A 17,053-nucleotide genomic window follows, 5' to 3' on the forward strand; every position below is an offset into this window, starting at 1 on the left:
TTAATTACCTTCTCACCTTAGACTTCTTCAATATACCATCATAGTTATGCATCTGTAAGTAAGACTCTATTTGCTTTAATAACTCAACAGCAACACTTACACTAATCATTACAGATGTACCGCCCATCAAATAAACTAAAGAATTATTAGTTCCTTTGAAAGGAGCAAACACAGGAATCTTAGACATTAAATCTGGGAACACAGCAATAGCAGCCAAGAATAATGAACCGCCTATTGTTATTCTGCTTAATACTGTTCTTAAATATTCAGCAGTTTGTGTGCCGGGTCTGTAACCGGGGATAAATCCGCCTTGTTTTTTAAGATTCTCTGCTATGTCATCTGGATTAAATTGTACAGATGTATAAACATAGGCAAACATAATAACCAAAAGACAATAAAGAATTATATAAGCCCAGCTTCCATAAGAGAAAAATCTAAGCAAAGCGTCCAACCATCTCCATTGAACACCTCTTGTTAAACTAGCAATCTGTGCAGGAATAGCCATCAAAGCTGATGCAAATATTATAGGGATAACTCCAGATGGGTTAATTTTGAAAGGTATATGAGTTGATTGTGCACCAAAAACCTTTCTTCCTACAACTCTCTTAGCATATTGAACAGGTATTCTTCTCTGTCCGCTCTCTTCATAAACTACGCAGAATATTACTATAGCAAATATTATAAAGAAAAGAACTATTACTAATGAGTTTAGATAATCAGTGTCTTTTTTCTGTATAACATCATAGAATCCTGCAGGAATACGAGCAACAATACCAGCAAATATTATTACAGATATACCATTACCAAGGCCGCGTTCTGTAATTTGGTCACCTAGCCACATTAAGAACATGGTACCAGTAGTAGCTGTAATTACTACGAGAAGTATAAAACCCAAACCGGGTCTCATAAATATCATAGCACCTTCATTTATACTTTGAATCCAGCTAGCCATAGCTGCAGATTGAACCACACAAAGACCAAGTGTTAGATATCTAACATATTGGTTAATTTTTTTACGACCGCTCTCACCTTCTTTTTGCATTCTCTCAAGTGCAGGTATAACAACACCTAAAAGCTGCATGATGATAGAAGCGGATATATAAGGCATAATTCCAAGTGCTAATATAGAAAATCTAAATAAAGCACCGCCAGAAAATAAGTCCATAATAGTTAAAAGACCGCCGCCGCCTTGAGCTGATGATAAAAAGCCCAAAAGAGCAGTTGGGTCTATGCCTGGAGTTGGAATATGACTGCCTATTCTATATACCAAAATAGCAAGAACTGTAAACAGTATCCTGCTTCTTAATTCTGGTACTCTAAATATATTAGTTAATGACTTAAACATTTATAAACAACCTTACTTCTTTTCTCTAATATATTTTTTGCGTTCATGTATTATAACTTTACCGCCAGATTTCTCAATCTTTTCTATAGCTTTTTTGCTAGCAAGATCAACGGTAATAGTGATAGCACTTTTTACTTCACCCATTGAAAGAAGTTTTATATAATCTTTAGTAGAAGACAAATAACCTAATTTAACTAAAGCCTCTCTAGATATTTCATTAGAACCTAAAGAATCCAAATCACCAACATTGATAATATCTACAGACTTTTTGAAAGCAGCATTAGTGAAACCGCTTTTAGGAATTCTTCTATGTAAAGGCATCTGTCCGCCTTCAAAACCAGCTCTTCTGCTGTAACCTGCACGAGACTGAGCACCTTTATCACCTCTTCCTGCAGTACAACCCCAACCAGAACCTTGTCCGCGTCCTACTCTATGACGATTTTTGCTCGATCCTTTTGGAGCTCTTAATATTTTTGTATTTTCCTGTGCCATTCTCTAGCCCTCACTTATACTCTACTTTTAAAAGATGTGATATTTTATTAATCATTCCATTTATTTGAGGAGTTGCTTCATGTTCTACAACTCTTCTTCTCTTTTTGAAACCTAAAGCTACAACAGTATCTCTTTGAGACTTTTCATAGCCTATAGGAGATTTAACTAATGTTATTACAACTTTAGCCATTATTCAGCCCTCCCATAAATCTGGTCAACAGTAAGTCCTCTTTTGTTAGCCATGTCTTGAACTGTTTGTAAAGATTTTAAACCTTCAAAAGTAGCTTTAGCTAAGTTCATAGAATTGTTATTACCTAAAGATTTTGAAAGAATATTTTTTACACCAGCTAACTCTAATACAGCACGTGCAGGACCGCCTGAAATAACTCCTGTACCTTTAGAAGCTGGTTTCATTATTATTCTGCTGCTTCTAAATACACCAACTGTATTATGAGGAATAGTTTCACCTTTAAGGTTCACTTCTATCATATTCTTTTTAGCCTGTTCTATAGCTTTTCTTATAGCATCAGGTACTTCGTTTGCTTTACCGTAACCTAAACCAACATGTCCGTTTTTATCACCTAAAACCATTAAAGCTGCAAATCTAAAGCGTCTTCCACCTTTCATAACTTTAGCTACTCTGTTTAGAGTTATTAGACGCTCTTCAAACATACTTTTTTCTTCGTTATTATCGTGTGCCAAGGTTATACTCCTTAAAATTTCAATCCTGCTTCACGAGCACCGTCAGCTAAGGATTTTATTTTTCCATGATATATATAGCCGTTTCTATCAAACACTACTTCACTAATATTTTTTTCTTTTGCTCTAGTAGCTAATACTTTACCTATCTCTTTAGCTACATCTACGTTTTTACCGCTTTTTAAATCTTTCTCTTGAGAAGATGCTGATACTAAAGTTATACCTTTACTATCATCTATTATTTGAGCAGATACATATTTAAGACTCTTATAAACTGTAAGTCTAGGACGCTTTGAACTTCCTTCTATTTTTATACGTATACTTCTCTTTCTTCTTTCGCGTTGAGCTTTAATTTTTTCTCTTAAACTCATATAGCTTACCCCTTACTTAGCAGCTTTTTTACTTTCTTTCATTTTAACATACTCGCCTTCAAATCTTACACCCTTACCTTTATATGGCTCAACAGGTCTTTTCTTTTTAATATTCATAGCGAGTTCGCCTACTTTCTCTTTATCATTACCTTCTATAATGATTTTAGTGTCTTTTTCTACTGTTACTTTTATGCCTTCAGGAATTTTCATCTTAACATCACTAGAGAAACCTAATTGTAATGTTAAAGTATCTCCCTGAACATTAGAACGATAACCTGTACCTTCTAATTGTAATACTTTTTTATAACCAGTATTAACACCTTCAATCATATTAGAAACAAGTTTCCAAACTAAACCTAATTTAGCAGAATACTTAGCTTTATTTTCTTTTATAGCTTTTTCATCAGTGCTATCAATCTTAGGAGGTTTAACCCAAAGAGAATTATTTTCAAGTTCAAGTATTATATAATCAAAAAACTCTCTTGTCAACTCCCCTCTTTTACCTTTTACGACTACTTTATGGCCGTCGATTTTTACTTCAACGCCTTGAGGAATCGCTATAGGCTTATTTGATAATCTACTCATTGTAAATACCCTCTCTCAATTTATATTACCATACATAACATAAAACTTCGCCGCCAACTTTCTCTTTTCTAGCTTCTTTATCAGTCATAACGCCTTTGCTAGTAGAGATTACAGATATACCGAAACCATTTTTTACTTGAGGAATAGTATCTACTGATGTATAAACTCTAAGACCTGGAGTTGATACTCTTTGAATACCTTCTATAACAGAATTTCCCTCATAATATTTCAAATCTATTTCTATGCGGAAGAAATTTTTATCTTTTACTTCTACTTTTTTGAAGTCATTAATATACCCTTCTTTTTTCAAAATTGCAAGTATATTTTCCATTTTTGTAGAAAAAGGTATAGTTACACTCTCTTTTTTTGCTCTACAACCATTTCTAATCACAGTTAAAGCATCTGCTATTGGATCATGTACGCTCATTTATATACTCTCCTTAAATTACCAACTAGACTTAGTTACGCCCGGAATTAAACCTTTATTTGCTAAATCTCTAAAACAGATTCTACACATTTTATACTGTCTTATATAAGCACGAGGTCTTCCACATATAGGGCAGCGATTATATTGTCTTGTTTTATATTTTTGTTTTTTTGTAGCTTTAACTTTAAGTGCCAATCTAGCCATTATTTATTCTCCTGACTTTTAGGTGCAGCACGAAATGGCAAACCTATACGTTCTAATAAAGTGCGAGCCATATCGTCATTATCTGCAGTTGTTACTATTGTTATATTTAATCCCTTAACAGCATCTGTTTTGTCGAAACTTATTTCTGGGAATATAATATGCTCTTTTATACCTAAATTGTAATTACCTCTTCCGTCAAAACCTCTTCTAGGAATACCTTGGAAGTCTCTTACTCTTGGTAAAGCTATAAATATTAACCTTTCCAAGAAGTCATACATTCTCTCTCCTCTCAAAGTTACTCTACAACCTATAGGCATACCCTGTCTTAATTTGAAGTTAGCTATAGACTTTTTAGCTCTAGTGATAACAGCTCTCTGACCTGCTATTTGAGTAAGTTCTTCTACAGCAGAATCAACATATTTTTTATCTGTTACAGCCTGAGTAATACCCATATTGATAATAATTTTCTCTATTTTAGGTATAGCCATAGAGGAGCTTAAATTCATCTCTTTTAATAAAGACTGTCTTATTTCTTTTTCATATCTATCTTTCAATACTGACATATTTAATAACTCCTACTTACTTATCAAGAACTTCGCCTGATTTTTTAGCATATCTTTTTAATTTTCCATCAACTTCTTTTCTTCCAACCCTAGTAGTTTTACCGCCTTTGTCAACCAACATAAGATTAGATATATGTATAGAAGCCTCTTTCTCAACTATACCGCCTTTTTGATTCTCTTGACTTTTAGGCATAGTTTTCTTAATCATGTTAATATTCTTTACGAAAGCTCTTCCCTTTGCTCTGTCTATAGACAATACTTCACCGCGTTCTCCGCTCTGCTCTCCAGCTATCACTTCAACAGTATCGCCTTTTTTTATTTTGTATTTTGTATTACTAAAATCTTTTTTCTTTATCATAATTATATTACCTCTGGTGCAAGTGATACGATTTTCATAAAGCCTTTATCCCTAAGTTCACGAGCTACAGGTCCGAATATACGTTTACCGCGAGGCTCTTTTTTATCGTCTACTATAACAGCTGCATTCTCATCAAAACGTATGTATGAACCATCAGGGCGTCTAACTTCTTTCTTTACTCTTACTATTACAGCTTTTACAACTTTACCTTTTTCTATAGAGCAAGTAGGGATTATATCAGTTACAGAACAAACTATAACATCTCCTAAAGTAGCATATCTGCGTCTACTTCCTCCTAATACCTTAATACATTTCAACTTCTTTACGCCTGTGTTGTCGGCTACATTAAGAGTAGTTGGTACTTGTATCATAATTCTTACTCTCCTTCAACCTGTGAAGAAACTGCTGCTTCTGGAGCATGCTTCTCACGTTTTAATACGCTTTCTACATCGCTATCCATAGAATCTTTCTCTACACGCTCAGACTTCTTAACGATTTTTACTAATCTGAATTTCTTATCTTTACTAATAGGTCTGCACTCTATTATTCTTACTAAATCGCCTTCTAAACATTCATTTTTTTCATCATGAGCTTTATAGCGTTTATTCTTACTTATAGTCTTACCATAAAGGGGGTGTTTCTGTTTACTTTCAACTTTTACAACTATAGTTTTATCCATTTTATCAGAAACTACAATTCCTTCAAGTACTCTTTTATATTTTTTTGCTTTGTTTTCCACAGTAATACCTCACACTATTTTTTTATGCCAAGTTCATGCTGACGTATAAATGTCTTAACTCTAGCTATATCTTTGCGAGCTTTCTTTAATTGATGAGTTTGTCTTGCATCACCAACCACTTTTTCAAATCTATGCTCTTGATATTCTTTTTCTAACTTTAGAAGTTCACCCTTAAGCTCTTCTAAACCTAATGACTTGTAATCTTTTTTATCTTTAGCCATTACATAGCCTCCCTCTTAATGAACTTAGTTTTAATAGGAAGCTTGAAACCAGCTAATCTGAAAGCAGACTGTGCTAATTCTTCTGGTACACCTGCTATTTCAAATATAACTTTACCTGGCTTTACAACTGCTACCCAATATTCAACGTTACCTTTACCTTTACCCATTCTTGTTTCTGCCGGCTTTTTAGTATAAGGTTTGTCTGGAAATACTTTTATCCACATTTTACCTACACGTTTAACATGTCTTGATATAGCAATACGTGCAGCTTCAATTTGTCTATCTGTAAGCCATACAGGCTCTAATGCCATTAAACCATAATCTCCAAAAGTTAAGTTACTTCCTCTTTTGGACTTACCTTTCATTCTGCCTCTATGCTGTTTACGATACTTAGTTCTTGATGGTTGTAACATTATCTATCTCCTTTAGCACTGATAACTTTACCCGCATCATCTTGTTTGCTTTCTTTCTTATCAAGAATCTCGCCTTTATATATCCACACTTTTACCCCGATGATACCAAATGTAGTAGAAGCTTCAGCAGTACCATAATCTATATTTGCTCTTATTGTATGAAGAGGTACTGAACCATTTTTGTACTGTTCTGTTCTAGCGATATCTGCACCTGCTAAACGGCCAGAACACATAACTTTTATACCTTTAGCACCTTTCTTCATAGCTTGAGTGATAACACTCTTCATAGCTCTTCTGAAAGCAACACGCATTTCTAATTGACGAGCTACGCTTTGTGCTGCCAATGTAGCATCTAATTCAGCCTCTTTGATTTCTGATATAGAAACATTAATAGGCTTTTTTACTAACTTTTGTACAGCAGCCTTAACAGCCTCAATTCTCTGACCCTTAAGACCTACAACTACTCCAACTCTTGCAGTAGAAATAAATACATTGATTCTATCTGGGAAACGTACTATTTGTATGTCAGATATAGCAGGATCAAAAGACTCTTTCTTTCCGCCAATTTTTTTCTGTTCTTCTTTTAATGTCTTATAATAATAGTTCATTATATAGCGTCTTATAGATAAATCTTCATGCAAACTATCTGCATAAGTTCTGCCATCTTCGAACCATTTACTAGACCAAGTTTTATTAACTCCGAGTCTTAAACCTATTGGACTAACCTTTTGACCCATAGTTTATACCTCCGCTACTTTAGCTGCTTCTTCTTTTTTTGCAACTCTCTTAATTTTTTTCTTCTCAGGTTTTTTTTCATCACTTAATACTATAGTAATATGTGAATTTCTTTTTAATATAGGATCAGCACTACCACGACTTGCTGCTCTTATGCGTTTCAATGATGGTGCTTTATCAACAAAAGCTGTCTTAACCCATAATGTGTCTGGGTTAATAGTTCTAGTCTGAGAAATAGCATTTGCTATACCGCTTTTTATAGCCTTTCTAAGTACAACTGATGACATTTGTGGCATAGTTGTAAGATTAGCGATTGCATGGTTAACATACTCACCTTTAACAAAAGGAAGTAATCTTGCTACTTTCCTGCGACCTATGCGTAAATAACGTACCTTTACCTTATATTCCATAGTCCAATTCCTTATTTCTTAGCTACCTTAGCTGCACCTGCATGTGAACGAAAAGTTCTAGTAGGAGCAAATTCACCTAATTTATGACCTATCATATTCTCTTGTATATAAACTGCTACAAATGTTTTTCCGTTATGAACATTTATAGTGAAACCTATCATCTCTGGAATAATTGTTGAAGCACGGCTATAAGTTTTTATTTGGTGCTTGTTATCTCCAGCTTGTATCTTCTTGAAAAGATTTTTATCTACAAAAGGTCCTTTCTTAATAGAGCGAGACATTATTTCTTACCCCCTCTTCTCTTAATTATTAATCTGTCAGAATATTTATTTTTCTTTCTAGTTTTATATCCCTTAGTAGGTACACCTGTAGGAGATACTGGATGTGGGTTACCCTGTCCACTCTTACCTTCACCACCGCCGTGTGGGTGATCTACTGGGTTCATTACAACACCTCTTACTTTTGGTCTTCTACCTTTATGTCTAGTAGTACCTGCTTTACCGTCTGTAGTGTTGAAATGATCTAAGTTACCGATTTGTCCTATAGTAGCATAACAATCTTCTAATATTCTTCTCTCTTCACCAGAGCGAAGTCTTATTACACAATAACCACCAGATTTTGCTGTTATCTGAGCACCACCGCCTGCTGCTCTAACAAGCTGACCACCTTTTCCTGGTGTTATTTCTATGTTATGTATTATAGTACCTAAAGGTATCTTTCTTAAAGGTAAAGTGCAACCTACTTTTACTTTAGCATTTTCTCCGCTAACAACTCTGTCGCCTACATTAAGTCCCAATGGCCATATTATATATCTTTTTTCACCATCTGTGTAATGTAAAAGAGCTATACGAGCTGTTCTGTTAGGATCATACTCTATAGAAACTACTTTAGCTTCTATATCATGCTTATCTCTTCTAAAATCTACTAATCTAAATAATTTCTTGTGTCCACCACCACGACGACGCATAGTGATACGACCGTTTGAACCTCTTCCGCTTATGCGTTTCTTTCCGCATACTAATGATTTACAAGGCTCATTTGTTGTTATATCCGAAAAATCAACTACTGTACGATAACGTAAACTTGGTGTTGTCGGTTTAAATTTCTTAATAGCCATCGGTATCCCTCAACTTATTTTACTATATCTATTGATTCTTTGCCATCGAGAACTATTATCGCTTTTTTATAACTGCGTGTATAACCGCGTCTGCTCATTCTGCGATTTTTCTTCTTAGGCTTTACATTTATTATCTTACAATCTAGCGGATGTACATTAAATATTTTTTCAACCGCTTTCTTCAACTCTTGCTTATTAGCGTCCTGTCTTACTCTAAATACATAATAACGCTTCTCTGTTCCTTTAGGCTCAGTTCTAAGGATATTACTTTTTTCTGTAAGTATAGGCTCTATTAAAAGTGAATACATGCTCATATTTATTATCCCTTAATTCTAGCATTTAATTTAGATAAAGCTGTTTTAGTAAAGTATACTTCATCAGCATAATATAAAGGATGTATAGACATACTGTCTGCATTTACAAGCTTTAAATCTTTGATGTTTCTTAAAGATAATAATAACTTATTGTAATTATCACCTAATGACTCATCTTTACCTACTACAAATGCTACCTTTCTGCTATTTGGCTCTTTAACCTTACTTATAAAACTTGCCATTCTTTTTGTCTTTGGAGCATCAAAAGTGAAATCCTCAAAAACTTTAAGAACATTGTTACCATATTTCAAAGATAAAACAGACAATAGAGCCTTACGTTTCATCTTTTTAGGCAATCTATAACTATAATCTCTAGGCTTAGGAGTATGTGTCTTACCGCCGCCTACCCAAATTGGTGAACGTGTAGAACCTGCTCTTGCTCTACCTGTACCTTTTTGTCTCCAAGGCTTCTTACCGCCTCCTGAAACTTCTGCTCTTGTCTTAGTAGAGTGAGTTCCTTGACGTCTGTTCGCCAACTCATTTTTGATTGCTTCGTAAAGTAGATTGTTGTTAACTTCTGATTTGAATATCTCGTCAACTACCTCTAAATTACCTACGCTATCTCCATTTTCATTTAGTATTACTACTTCCATTTTATCATCCTGCTTTTATTATTTAGTCATTGAGTTCTTCTTCTTATTTTTCTTCTTAGCTGCTTGAGTGATTTTTACTATACCGTTTATAGCTCCGGGTATAGAACCTTTAATCATAATCAAGTTATCTTCTGGTCTTATTTCAACTACTTTTAAGTTTTGTATAGTAGTTAAAGTATTACCCATATGACCAGGCATACCTTTGCCTTTCCATACTCTTGCAGGGTAACTGTTACAACCTATAGAACCTGCTCTTCTTCTGAAATTAGAACCATGACTCATAGGACCACCATCATAATTATGTCTTTTCATTACGCCGGCAAATCCTCTACCTTTGCTCAAAGAACTAACATCTATAAAATCGCCCGCTTGAAATATATCTACTTTAAGTTCCTGACCAACTGTATAAGCACTTGAATCATCCAACCTAAACTCTTTTAAATATTTCTTAGGCTCTAAATTTGCTTTTTTAAATTGCCCTATTTGTGGCTTTTTTAAATGCTTTTCTTTTACAGCACCATAACCTAATTGAATAGCATTATAGCCATCTTTCTCATTATCTCTAACCTGCATAACTGTGCATGGCCCAGCCTCTACAACTGTTACTGCTATAGCATTGCCAGTTTCATCGAAAACTGTTGTCATACCCAATTTTCTGCCAATTATTCCTACCATCGGCTAATCCTCTATAATGATTTTACTACTTCTTTTTTACCAATCTTTTTAAGTCAAACTATTAAAATTATAACCATATAAATAAAACGTAGTAAAGTTTTATTCACACGGTTTAAAAAACCTTTCTTATTTCAACTGTACATCTACGCCAGCTGGAAGTGCCAACTTCTTCAAAGACTCAGTTGTTTGAGGTGTTACGTCAAAGATATCTATTAATCTCTTGTAAACTCTCATCTCGAACTGTTCTCTTGACTTAATGTTTACATGCGGACTTCTTATTACTGTTACCTTTCTTATGCTTGTTGGCAACGGTATAGGTCCTGATACTCTTGCACCTGTCTTCTTTACACTAGCAACTATTGACTGAGCTGATTGATCAATTAATTCTATATCAAAGGCTTTTAATTTAACTCTTATTTTCTGTTCTTTCATAGTTTGAATTACTCGCTTTTATTCTTTTATTAAGGGATACATTTATTAAAACATATCCCTTTTTATTTTATTCTTTCCTTAATTATTCTAATATTTTTGTTACAACACCGTTACCTACTGTCTTACCACCTTCACGTATAGCGAATCTTTGTTTCTCTTCCATAGCTATTGGAGTGATAAGCTCGATTGTTAAGTTAGCGTTATCACCTGGCATTATCATTGGAGAGCCTTCTGGTAAGTTAATAACACCTGTTACGTCTGTTGTTCTGAAGTACATTTGTGGTCTGTAACCTGTTACGAAACCGCTATGTCTTCCACCTTCTTCTTTTTTCAAGATATAAACTTCTGCTTCAAATTTTTTATGAGGTGTGATTGTACCTGGTTTAGCTAATACCTGTCCTCTTTCTACTTCTTTACGTTCAATACCTCTTAAAAGACATCCAACGTTATAACCAGCTATACCAACTACTTCTTTCTTGAACATTTCTACACCAGTACAAGTAGTTTTCTTAGTAGGTCTTATACCAACGATTTCTACTTCATCACCTTTTTTGATTTGTCCTCTTTCTATTCTACCTGTAACAACTGTACCTCTTCCAGGGATTGAATATACGTCTTCGATTGACATTAAGAAGTCTTTATCTGTTTCACGTACTGGATCTGGAATATAAGTATCAAGTGCGTTTAATAGGTCTAATATACATTTACAATCTGCATCAGTTCTAGGGTCTTTGCCTGCTTCAATTGCTTGAATAGCTTTGATTGCAGAACCTCTAATAATAGGAGTTTTAGCACCATCGAAACCATAGTGGTCTAATACGTCTACTACTTCTGCTTCTACTATTTCTGCCATTTCTGGGTCATCTAATTTATCACATTTGTTTAAGAATACTACGATGTAATTTACACCTACTTGTCTTGAAAGAAGTACGTGTTCTTTTGTTTGAGGCATTACACCGTCTTCTGCTGATACTACTAAGATAGCTCCGTCCATCTGAGCAGCACCTGTTATCATGTTTTTAATATAGTCAGCGTGACCTGGACAGTCTACGTGAGCATAGTGTCTGTTATCAGATTCATATTCTACGTGTGAAGTAGCGATTGTCAAAATTTTTGTAGGGTCTCTTCTACCTTGACTCTCAGAAGCTTTTGCTACTGAATCGTATGCAACTTTCTGTACTGTTGCTGGAAACATTGCAGATGATACTGCTGTGATTGCTGATGTTAATGTTGTTTTACCGTGGTCAACGTGACCGATAGTACCAACGTTTACGTGTGTTTTTGTACCTTCATAAGTTCCTTTAGCCATTTTTATCCTCCAATTATTTATCCCTATTCTCTAGGAAATTGTTTTTTATTTTATTTTTATTTTTTGTTAATCTCTTAATTATTTAGTGTTACCCATTCTAGCACCTATTATCTCTTCTGCTACATTCTTAGGTACTTCTTCGTAGTGTGAGAACTGCATTGTGTAGCTTGCTCTACCTTGTGATACGTTTCTTATACTTGTTGTATAACCAAACATCTCTGCAAGAGGTACTGTAGCATTGATAGATTTGTAGCCAGACTTATCTGTAAATCCGTGAACCTGTCCTCTTCTTGAAGCTAAGTCACCGATAATATCACCCATATAATCTTCTGGTGTTACAACTTCTACACTCATCATAGGCTCTAATAAATAAGGGTCTGCTTTTTTACATCCATCTTTGAAACCCATTGAAGCAGCAATTTTGAATGCCATTTCTGATGAATCTACTGGGTGGAATGAACCATCAAATGCTGATACTATAACGTCTAGCATAGGATAGTTAGCAAGAACACCTGTATTCATAGCCTCAACACAACCTTTCTCTACAGCCGGGATATATTCTTTTGGAACAACACCGCCAACGATTTCATTGTTAAACTTGAATCCTGCATTAGGCTCATTAGGTCCAATTCTCAACCATACATCACCGTACTGACCTTTACCGCCAGACTGACGTACAAACTTACCTTCAACTTCAACTGTCTTCTTAATACCTTCTCTGTAAGATACTTGAGGACGACCTACATTTGCCTCAACTTTGTATTCTCTTTTCATTCTATCACAGATAATCTCTAAATGAAGCTCACCCATACCTGCGATGATTGTTTGACCTGTTTCTTCATCAAAACTAACTCTGAATGTTGGGTCTTCTTCAGCAAGTCTTGATAAAGCTATAGACATTTTATCTCTATCACCTTTTGTTTTAGGCTCTATAGCAACGTTAATTACTGGCTCTGGGAAGTTGATTGATTCTAAGATGATAGGAGCATTTTCTGGACATAATGTATCACCTGTTGTAGTTTCTTTAAGTCCTACTGCTGCTGCTATATCACCACAATATACTTGTTCAATCTCTTCTCTTTTGTTAGCATGCATCTGAAGTATTCTTCCGATACGCTCTCTTTTACCTTTTGTAGCATTATATACATAAGAACCAGCTTCTAATATTCCTGAGTAAACTCTTAAGAATGCTATTTTTCCTACGTGCGGATCTGTCATTATTTTAAATGCTAATGCACTGAATTTTTCATCGTCTGCTACTTTTCTTTTTACAACATTACCATCTAAATCTGTACCTTCTATTTCTGGTTTATCTATAGGAGATGGTAAATAATCAACTACAGCATCTATTAATACTTGAATACCTTTGTTTTTGAAAGCTGTACCGCAGAACATTGGGAAGAAATCTGCTGTTAATGTAGCTGTTCTTATAAGTCTTTTTATTGTAGGAATATCTATTTCCTCACCTTCAAAGTACTTAGTCATAGCTTCTTCATCATATTCAACAATAGCTTCTAATAATTCATCTCTATATTTTTCTGCTTGTTCTTTTAGTTCAGGTCTAATTTCTCTCTCTTCCATCTTCATACCGTCTTCAGATACCCAAACTATTTCTTTCATTTTTACTAAGTCAACAACACCCTCGAAATTGCTTTCTGCACCTATAGGTATAACTACTGGGTGACTGTTTGCTTTTAATCTATCTCTTGTTTGATCTAAAACAGCGTAGAAGTTAGCACCAATCCTGTCCATTTTATTAACAAAAATAGCTCTTGGGATTTTATAGTTACTTGCTTGTCTCCATACTGTTTCACTTTGAGGCTGAACACCGCCTACAGAACAAAAAACTCCAACAGCACTGTCTAATACTCTTAAAGACCTTTCTACCTCAGCAGTAAAGTCAACGTGCCCCGGAGTATCTATTAAGTTAATTCTATGACCATGCCAAAAACAAGTAGTTGCAGCAGAAGTAATTGTAATACCTCTTTCTCTCTCCTGCTCCATCCAGTCCATTTCAGCTGCACCTTCATGAACCTCACCTATTTTATGTGTCTTTCCTGTGAAATATAAAATACGCTCACTTAAAGTAGTCTTACCAGCATCGATGTGAGCCATAATACCAATATTACGTGTATTTTCTAACGAAATTTGACGTGCCACTTATTTTTCTCCCTTAAACATTACCACCTAAAGTGGGCAAATGCTTTGTTACCTTCAGCCATTCTATGTACTGTATCTCTCTTAGCAACTGCCTGACCTTTACCTTCTATCGCATCAGCTATTTCATTTGATAAACGCTCTATCATGCTTCTTCCACCTCTTTTTCTTGAAGCGTCTATAAGCCATGTGAATGCTAATGAGTTTTGTCTGTCTGGCCTAACTTCAACAGGTACCTGATAAGTAGAACCTCCAACTCTTCTTGATTTTACTTCTACTTGCGGTTTTATGTTGTTAATAGCTTCATTAAAAGCCTCTAAACCCTCTTTACCTGTTTTCTCTTTTACCAAATCCATAGCTTTATAAAAAATGTTTTCAGCTTTACTTTTTTTGCCGTCATACATTAATTTGTTTATGAATTTACTTATAACAACACTGCCATAAATTGGGTCAGCATTTATCTTTCTTGTTTGTGCTCTTCTTCTTCTTGCCATATTAATTCACTCCATTAAGCCTTAGGTTTTTTAGTACCATATTTACTTCTAGCTTTCATTCTCTTCTCTACACCAGAAGCTTCACGACTTCCTCTAACTATGTGATAACGACAACCAGGTAAGTCCTTAACCCTTCCGCCTCTTATAAGTACACGGTTGTGTTCTTGTAAAGTATGGTCTATACCAGGTATATATGCTGTTACTTCCATACCGTTTGTTATTCTTACACGAGCTATTTTACGCATAGCTGAGTTAGGTTTTTTGGGTGTAGTTGTTGTTACACGAGTACAAACACCTTCTCTTTGCGGACATTTCATTAATGCAGGTGATTTAGTCTTATTTACTATACGTTTACGACCTTTTCTTACTAATTGATTAATTGTAGGCATACAATACAAAACCTCTAATCTTTTATTTTTTTATTTTTACCCTTTATTAAAAAGGATTTATATATATTAAAATTATATCTTCAAACGAAACAGCTTGTAACAGCCGAGCTTTTATAGTATTTATCTACATAATTGTAAAGAAAACTAATACTAAACGCTTTAATCGCTTCTCTGAAAGTTAGAAAATTATAAACCAACAAAATAAAAAAATCAATACTTTTTTAGCGAATTTTAGAATTTTTTTTAAAATACACTCAATAAAACCACATTAAAATAAAATAATATATATGAAAATGTTAAAATAGTGTCTAAATTAAATGGACACCTATTGATTCTGTTGTTTTAGAAAAGGAAACTGCTATATGGACTACTTCATCTAATATAAAAAGTGCTTATACTAATAGAACAGCCATTAAATGGTATGAAGCTCAGCAAAAAATATTTTTAAACTCTAGGTTGTAAATAAACCTATAAATATTAATGATTATGTACAAATTATATATATGATAAATAATGTATTATTGAAATAATTTTTTATTAGTGATGTATTTTGTATTTAATATATGCATCGATTTTTTTACAAAATATAATGAGGCTATGATAAAAATAAAGTGCGATGGTATAAAAGATTTTTGGCATATTTCGTTTGAAATAGGTTTAAATATATATATTCTAATTACAGTGATAAAAAGATAAAGTAGATTATAAATGAACAATATAATAATAAAACATAAAAAAATAAAAAATATTTATATAAGAGTAAAGGAAGATTTTAATATATATGTAACGGCACCTAAAAGAGTGAGTAAAGAGTATATATATGGTCTTATAGAAAAAAGAAAAGATTGGATAGAAGAGAAGAAAAAAGAATTAAAAGAAAAAAATATTTATGATATAAGCAAAAAAGAATTAATAAATGGTGAAGAGATTTATTATCTTGGAAAAAGATACATGCTTAAGGTAATAACTTCGAAAGAAGAAAATATAACAATATACGGAAAAATAATGTATATGCAAATTAATATAAAAGATGATGAAAACTATAAAAATTTTAATATAAGAAAAAAGCATATACTTCTTGACACTTGGTACAAAAAAGAGGCTTTAAAATTGTTTGAAAGTCTTCTAAAAAAATATTGCAGCATAATGAGTTTAGAAATAAATTCTTTTAGTGTAAAAAAACTTAAAAGTAAATGGGGGTCATGCGATGTTTCAAAAAAGCATATCACTTTTAATCTGGAGCTTATAAAATACCCAGTTAATGCATCAGAATATATAGTAGTTCATGAATTAGCACATCTAATAGAACCTAATCACAGTAAAAAATTTTATAATATTGTTAGTCTTTATATGCCTGAGTGGACTAAAGAAAAAGAAATTTTAAATAATTTTTTCAAAAACAAATAAAATTAGTATATCTATATATTGAAATGATTACCTAAAAAATCCTGATAATATTTTAAATATCTATTATTTCTATATTATTTTTATTCTTTATTAATTTTATTAAATCTGCATACTCAAGAAAAACAGTAGCAGTATTATCACATGGATGGATTCCTATTATATTATTAGTTTTAGGCAACACTAAATCTCTATCTATCACTAAATTAACTATTCCATCTTTATCATATAAAAGCCCAAAAGGAGATACAGCTCCCTTACTTAAACTAAGATACTTATTCAAATCTTCTTCGCTTGCAAATGTAAGCTTTGCCTGCAATTTTGAACTTAAATCTTTCAAATTAAGTCTTTTAGATTCTTCCATTATTATTAAAAAATATCTCTTTGTCTTTCTGCAAAACAAAAAAATATTTTTTATTATTCTTCCTTTTTTATCAAGTTCAAGCTCAAGCATCTCTTCCATAGTATAAACTGCTTTATGCTCAACTGCTTCATAATTAATATTATTCTCTTTTAAAATATTATAAATCTCTTCTTTAGAACTCAT

Annotated in this window: 27 protein-coding genes and 1 pseudogene; 1 reads left to right on the forward strand and 27 read right to left on the reverse strand. The window is 33.4% G+C overall.

From position 1 onward, the window contains the following. Window positions 1–4 precede the first annotated feature (4 nt). The 26 genes and pseudogenes from secY to rpsL all read right to left on the reverse strand — a co-directional run bounded on the left by secY (window position 5) and on the right by rpsL (window position 15,102). Window positions 5–1,345, reverse strand: coding sequence for a preprotein translocase subunit SecY (gene secY / locus GQX97_RS11360; protein ID WP_157152063.1), 1,341 nt, complete (start codon window positions 1,343–1,345; stop codon window positions 5–7). A 12-nt stretch (window positions 1,346–1,357) separates the two neighbouring features. Further along, complete coding sequence (gene rplO, locus GQX97_RS11365) at window positions 1,358–1,837, reverse strand: 50S ribosomal protein L15 (protein WP_157152064.1); 480 nt, start codon at window positions 1,835–1,837, stop codon at window positions 1,358–1,360. Between the two features lie 10 nt (window positions 1,838–1,847). Further along, a complete protein-coding gene (gene rpmD, locus GQX97_RS11370) occupies window positions 1,848–2,027 on the reverse strand; it encodes a 50S ribosomal protein L30 (protein ID WP_013243953.1) in 180 nt (59 codons plus the stop codon). Next, complete coding sequence (rpsE, locus tag GQX97_RS11375) at window positions 2,027–2,509, reverse strand: 30S ribosomal protein S5 (RefSeq protein WP_198391221.1); 483 nt, start codon at window positions 2,507–2,509, stop codon at window positions 2,027–2,029. Before rpsE ends, rpmD begins: the two co-directional genes overlap by 1 nt. A 41-nt stretch (window positions 2,510–2,550) precedes the next feature. After that, window positions 2,551–2,907 (reverse strand): 50S ribosomal protein L18, encoded by a 357-nt coding sequence (rplR, locus tag GQX97_RS11380; protein WP_157152066.1) that lies wholly within the window; start codon window positions 2,905–2,907, stop codon window positions 2,551–2,553. 12 nt (window positions 2,908–2,919) lie between these two features. Further along, on the reverse strand, window positions 2,920–3,492 hold the full coding sequence (gene rplF / locus GQX97_RS11385) for a 50S ribosomal protein L6 (RefSeq protein ID WP_157152067.1): 573 nt from the start codon (window positions 3,490–3,492) through the stop codon (window positions 2,920–2,922). 25 nt (window positions 3,493–3,517) lie between these two features. Continuing rightward, window positions 3,518–3,919 (reverse strand): 30S ribosomal protein S8, encoded by a 402-nt coding sequence (gene rpsH, locus GQX97_RS11390; RefSeq protein WP_157152068.1) that lies wholly within the window; start codon window positions 3,917–3,919, stop codon window positions 3,518–3,520. Window positions 3,920–3,937: 18 nt separating this feature from the next. Next, window positions 3,938–4,123 carry a type Z 30S ribosomal protein S14 gene (locus GQX97_RS11395; protein ID WP_008723403.1) on the reverse strand — a complete coding sequence of 62 codons (186 nt, stop codon included), beginning with the start codon at window positions 4,121–4,123 and terminating at the stop codon, window positions 3,938–3,940. Beyond that, window positions 4,123–4,686, reverse strand: a complete 564-nt coding sequence (gene rplE / locus GQX97_RS11400; protein WP_157152069.1) for a 50S ribosomal protein L5 — start codon at window positions 4,684–4,686, stop codon at window positions 4,123–4,125. The genes GQX97_RS11395 and rplE overlap by 1 nt, the downstream gene beginning before the upstream one ends. A gap of 16 nt (window positions 4,687–4,702) precedes the next feature. Then, window positions 4,703–5,044 carry a 50S ribosomal protein L24 gene (gene rplX, locus GQX97_RS11405; RefSeq protein ID WP_013243959.1) on the reverse strand — a complete coding sequence of 114 codons (342 nt, stop codon included), beginning with the start codon at window positions 5,042–5,044 and terminating at the stop codon, window positions 4,703–4,705. Between the two features lie 2 nt (window positions 5,045–5,046). Next, window positions 5,047–5,415, reverse strand: a complete 369-nt coding sequence (gene rplN / locus GQX97_RS11410) for a 50S ribosomal protein L14 (protein ID WP_014933895.1) — start codon at window positions 5,413–5,415, stop codon at window positions 5,047–5,049. Between the two features lie 107 nt (window positions 5,416–5,522). Next, a pseudogene (gene rpsQ / locus GQX97_RS14990) lies at window positions 5,523–5,783 on the reverse strand (30S ribosomal protein S17); the annotation flags it as partial. 14 nt (window positions 5,784–5,797) lie between these two features. Then, a complete protein-coding gene (gene rpmC / locus GQX97_RS11420) occupies window positions 5,798–6,004 on the reverse strand; it encodes a 50S ribosomal protein L29 (RefSeq protein WP_008723386.1) in 207 nt (68 codons plus the stop codon). Further along, entirely contained in the window at window positions 6,004–6,417 is a 414-nt protein-coding gene (gene rplP, locus GQX97_RS11425) for a 50S ribosomal protein L16 (protein WP_157152071.1), read from the reverse strand. The genes rpmC and rplP overlap by 1 nt, the downstream gene beginning before the upstream one ends. Beyond that, entirely contained in the window at window positions 6,417–7,154 is a 738-nt protein-coding gene (gene rpsC / locus GQX97_RS11430; RefSeq protein ID WP_157152072.1) for a 30S ribosomal protein S3, read from the reverse strand. The genes rplP and rpsC overlap by 1 nt, the downstream gene beginning before the upstream one ends. Before the next feature lie 3 nt (window positions 7,155–7,157). After that, on the reverse strand, window positions 7,158–7,562 hold the full coding sequence (gene rplV / locus GQX97_RS11435) for a 50S ribosomal protein L22 (protein ID WP_014933898.1): 405 nt from the start codon (window positions 7,560–7,562) through the stop codon (window positions 7,158–7,160). Window positions 7,563–7,573: 11 nt separating this feature from the next. Further along, window positions 7,574–7,843 carry a 30S ribosomal protein S19 gene (rpsS, locus tag GQX97_RS11440; RefSeq protein WP_157147696.1) on the reverse strand — a complete coding sequence of 90 codons (270 nt, stop codon included), beginning with the start codon at window positions 7,841–7,843 and terminating at the stop codon, window positions 7,574–7,576. Beyond that, complete coding sequence (gene rplB, locus GQX97_RS11445; RefSeq protein ID WP_013243967.1) at window positions 7,843–8,679, reverse strand: 50S ribosomal protein L2; 837 nt, start codon at window positions 8,677–8,679, stop codon at window positions 7,843–7,845. The genes rpsS and rplB overlap by 1 nt, the downstream gene beginning before the upstream one ends. A 14-nt stretch (window positions 8,680–8,693) precedes the next feature. Next, window positions 8,694–8,987, reverse strand: coding sequence for a 50S ribosomal protein L23 (gene rplW, locus GQX97_RS11450; RefSeq protein ID WP_173385055.1), 294 nt, complete (start codon window positions 8,985–8,987; stop codon window positions 8,694–8,696). Between the two features lie 11 nt (window positions 8,988–8,998). After that, the gene (gene rplD, locus GQX97_RS11455; protein ID WP_013243969.1) at window positions 8,999–9,646 is read right to left on the reverse strand and encodes a 50S ribosomal protein L4; all 648 of its coding nucleotides are present in this window, start codon (window positions 9,644–9,646) and stop codon (window positions 8,999–9,001) included. 18 nt (window positions 9,647–9,664) lie between these two features. After that, on the reverse strand, window positions 9,665–10,321 hold the full coding sequence (rplC, locus tag GQX97_RS11460; protein ID WP_013243970.1) for a 50S ribosomal protein L3: 657 nt from the start codon (window positions 10,319–10,321) through the stop codon (window positions 9,665–9,667). Between the two features lie 126 nt (window positions 10,322–10,447). Continuing rightward, on the reverse strand, window positions 10,448–10,753 hold the full coding sequence (gene rpsJ / locus GQX97_RS11465) for a 30S ribosomal protein S10 (protein ID WP_013243971.1): 306 nt from the start codon (window positions 10,751–10,753) through the stop codon (window positions 10,448–10,450). An 82-nt stretch (window positions 10,754–10,835) separates the two neighbouring features. After that, on the reverse strand, window positions 10,836–12,062 hold the full coding sequence (tuf, locus tag GQX97_RS11470; protein ID WP_157152073.1) for an elongation factor Tu: 1,227 nt from the start codon (window positions 12,060–12,062) through the stop codon (window positions 10,836–10,838). Between the two features lie 78 nt (window positions 12,063–12,140). Next, on the reverse strand, window positions 12,141–14,222 hold the full coding sequence (fusA, locus tag GQX97_RS11475; protein WP_157152074.1) for an elongation factor G: 2,082 nt from the start codon (window positions 14,220–14,222) through the stop codon (window positions 12,141–12,143). 20 nt (window positions 14,223–14,242) lie between these two features. After that, window positions 14,243–14,713: a 30S ribosomal protein S7 gene (gene rpsG, locus GQX97_RS11480; RefSeq protein ID WP_157152075.1), complete on the reverse strand. Its 471-nt coding sequence runs from the start codon at window positions 14,711–14,713 to the stop codon at window positions 14,243–14,245. A 14-nt stretch (window positions 14,714–14,727) separates the two neighbouring features. Further along, the gene (gene rpsL, locus GQX97_RS11485; RefSeq protein WP_014933901.1) at window positions 14,728–15,102 is read right to left on the reverse strand and encodes a 30S ribosomal protein S12; all 375 of its coding nucleotides are present in this window, start codon (window positions 15,100–15,102) and stop codon (window positions 14,728–14,730) included. A 708-nt stretch (window positions 15,103–15,810) separates the two neighbouring features. Between rpsL and GQX97_RS11490 the strand changes: the two genes are divergently transcribed. After that, window positions 15,811–16,509 (forward strand): M48 family metallopeptidase, encoded by a 699-nt coding sequence (locus tag GQX97_RS11490; RefSeq protein ID WP_157152076.1) that lies wholly within the window; start codon window positions 15,811–15,813, stop codon window positions 16,507–16,509. Window positions 16,510–16,561: 52 nt separating this feature from the next. Here the strand turns inward: GQX97_RS11490 and GQX97_RS11495 are convergent, their stop codons facing one another. Continuing rightward, window positions 16,562–17,053 (reverse strand): prolyl-tRNA synthetase associated domain-containing protein, encoded by a 492-nt coding sequence (locus GQX97_RS11495; RefSeq protein ID WP_157152077.1) that lies wholly within the window; start codon window positions 17,051–17,053, stop codon window positions 16,562–16,564.

Source organism: Brachyspira sp. SAP_772 (assembly GCF_009755885.1).
Lineage (GTDB): Bacteria > Spirochaetota > Brachyspiria > Brachyspirales > Brachyspiraceae > Brachyspira.

Excerpts from the sequence above, each read along its gene's own strand:
- rpsG (WP_157152075.1), bottom strand. The coding sequence starts at position 14,713 with ATGGCAAGAAGAAGAAGAGCACAAACAAGAAAGATAAATGCTGACCCA.
- secY (WP_157152063.1), bottom strand. The coding sequence starts at position 1,345 with ATGTTTAAGTCATTAACTAATATATTTAGAGTACCAGAATTAAGAAGC.
- GQX97_RS11495 (WP_157152077.1), bottom strand. The coding sequence starts at position 17,053 with ATGAGTTCTAAAGAAGAGATTTATAATATTTTAAAAGAGAATAATATT.
- rpsS (WP_157147696.1), bottom strand. The coding sequence starts at position 7,843 with ATGTCTCGCTCTATTAAGAAAGGACCTTTTGTAGATAAAAATCTTTTC.
- rplR (WP_157152066.1), bottom strand. The coding sequence starts at position 2,907 with ATGAGTTTAAGAGAAAAAATTAAAGCTCAACGCGAAAGAAGAAAGAGA.
- rpsE (WP_198391221.1), bottom strand. The coding sequence starts at position 2,509 with ATGTTTGAAGAGCGTCTAATAACTCTAAACAGAGTAGCTAAAGTTATG.
- rpsH (WP_157152068.1), bottom strand. The coding sequence starts at position 3,919 with ATGAGCGTACATGATCCAATAGCAGATGCTTTAACTGTGATTAGAAAT.
- rplD (WP_013243969.1), bottom strand. The coding sequence starts at position 9,646 with ATGGAAGTAGTAATACTAAATGAAAATGGAGATAGCGTAGGTAATTTA.
- rplX (WP_013243959.1), bottom strand. The coding sequence starts at position 5,044 with ATGATAAAGAAAAAAGATTTTAGTAATACAAAATACAAAATAAAAAAA.
- GQX97_RS11395 (WP_008723403.1), bottom strand. The coding sequence starts at position 4,123 with ATGGCTAGATTGGCACTTAAAGTTAAAGCTACAAAAAAACAAAAATAT.
- rplV (WP_014933898.1), bottom strand. The coding sequence starts at position 7,562 with ATGGAATATAAGGTAAAGGTACGTTATTTACGCATAGGTCGCAGGAAA.
- rplN (WP_014933895.1), bottom strand. The coding sequence starts at position 5,415 with ATGATACAAGTACCAACTACTCTTAATGTAGCCGACAACACAGGCGTA.
- rplF (WP_157152067.1), bottom strand. The coding sequence starts at position 3,492 with ATGAGTAGATTATCAAATAAGCCTATAGCGATTCCTCAAGGCGTTGAA.
- rpmC (WP_008723386.1), bottom strand. The coding sequence starts at position 6,004 with ATGGCTAAAGATAAAAAAGATTACAAGTCATTAGGTTTAGAAGAGCTT.
- rplO (WP_157152064.1), bottom strand. The coding sequence starts at position 1,837 with ATGGCACAGGAAAATACAAAAATATTAAGAGCTCCAAAAGGATCGAGC.
- rplE (WP_157152069.1), bottom strand. The coding sequence starts at position 4,686 with ATGTCAGTATTGAAAGATAGATATGAAAAAGAAATAAGACAGTCTTTA.
- GQX97_RS11490 (WP_157152076.1), top strand. The coding sequence starts at position 15,811 with ATGAACAATATAATAATAAAACATAAAAAAATAAAAAATATTTATATA.
- rpsL (WP_014933901.1), bottom strand. The coding sequence starts at position 15,102 with ATGCCTACAATTAATCAATTAGTAAGAAAAGGTCGTAAACGTATAGTA.
- rplP (WP_157152071.1), bottom strand. The coding sequence starts at position 6,417 with ATGTTACAACCATCAAGAACTAAGTATCGTAAACAGCATAGAGGCAGA.
- tuf (WP_157152073.1), bottom strand. The coding sequence starts at position 12,062 with ATGGCTAAAGGAACTTATGAAGGTACAAAAACACACGTAAACGTTGGT.
- rplC (WP_013243970.1), bottom strand. The coding sequence starts at position 10,321 with ATGGTAGGAATAATTGGCAGAAAATTGGGTATGACAACAGTTTTCGAT.
- rpsC (WP_157152072.1), bottom strand. The coding sequence starts at position 7,154 with ATGGGTCAAAAGGTTAGTCCAATAGGTTTAAGACTCGGAGTTAATAAA.
- rpsJ (WP_013243971.1), bottom strand. The coding sequence starts at position 10,753 with ATGAAAGAACAGAAAATAAGAGTTAAATTAAAAGCCTTTGATATAGAA.
- rpmD (WP_013243953.1), bottom strand. The coding sequence starts at position 2,027 with ATGGCTAAAGTTGTAATAACATTAGTTAAATCTCCTATAGGCTATGAA.
- rplB (WP_013243967.1), bottom strand. The coding sequence starts at position 8,679 with ATGGCTATTAAGAAATTTAAACCGACAACACCAAGTTTACGTTATCGT.
- rplW (WP_173385055.1), bottom strand. The coding sequence starts at position 8,987 with ATGTATTCACTTTTAATAGAGCCTATACTTACAGAAAAAAGTAATATC.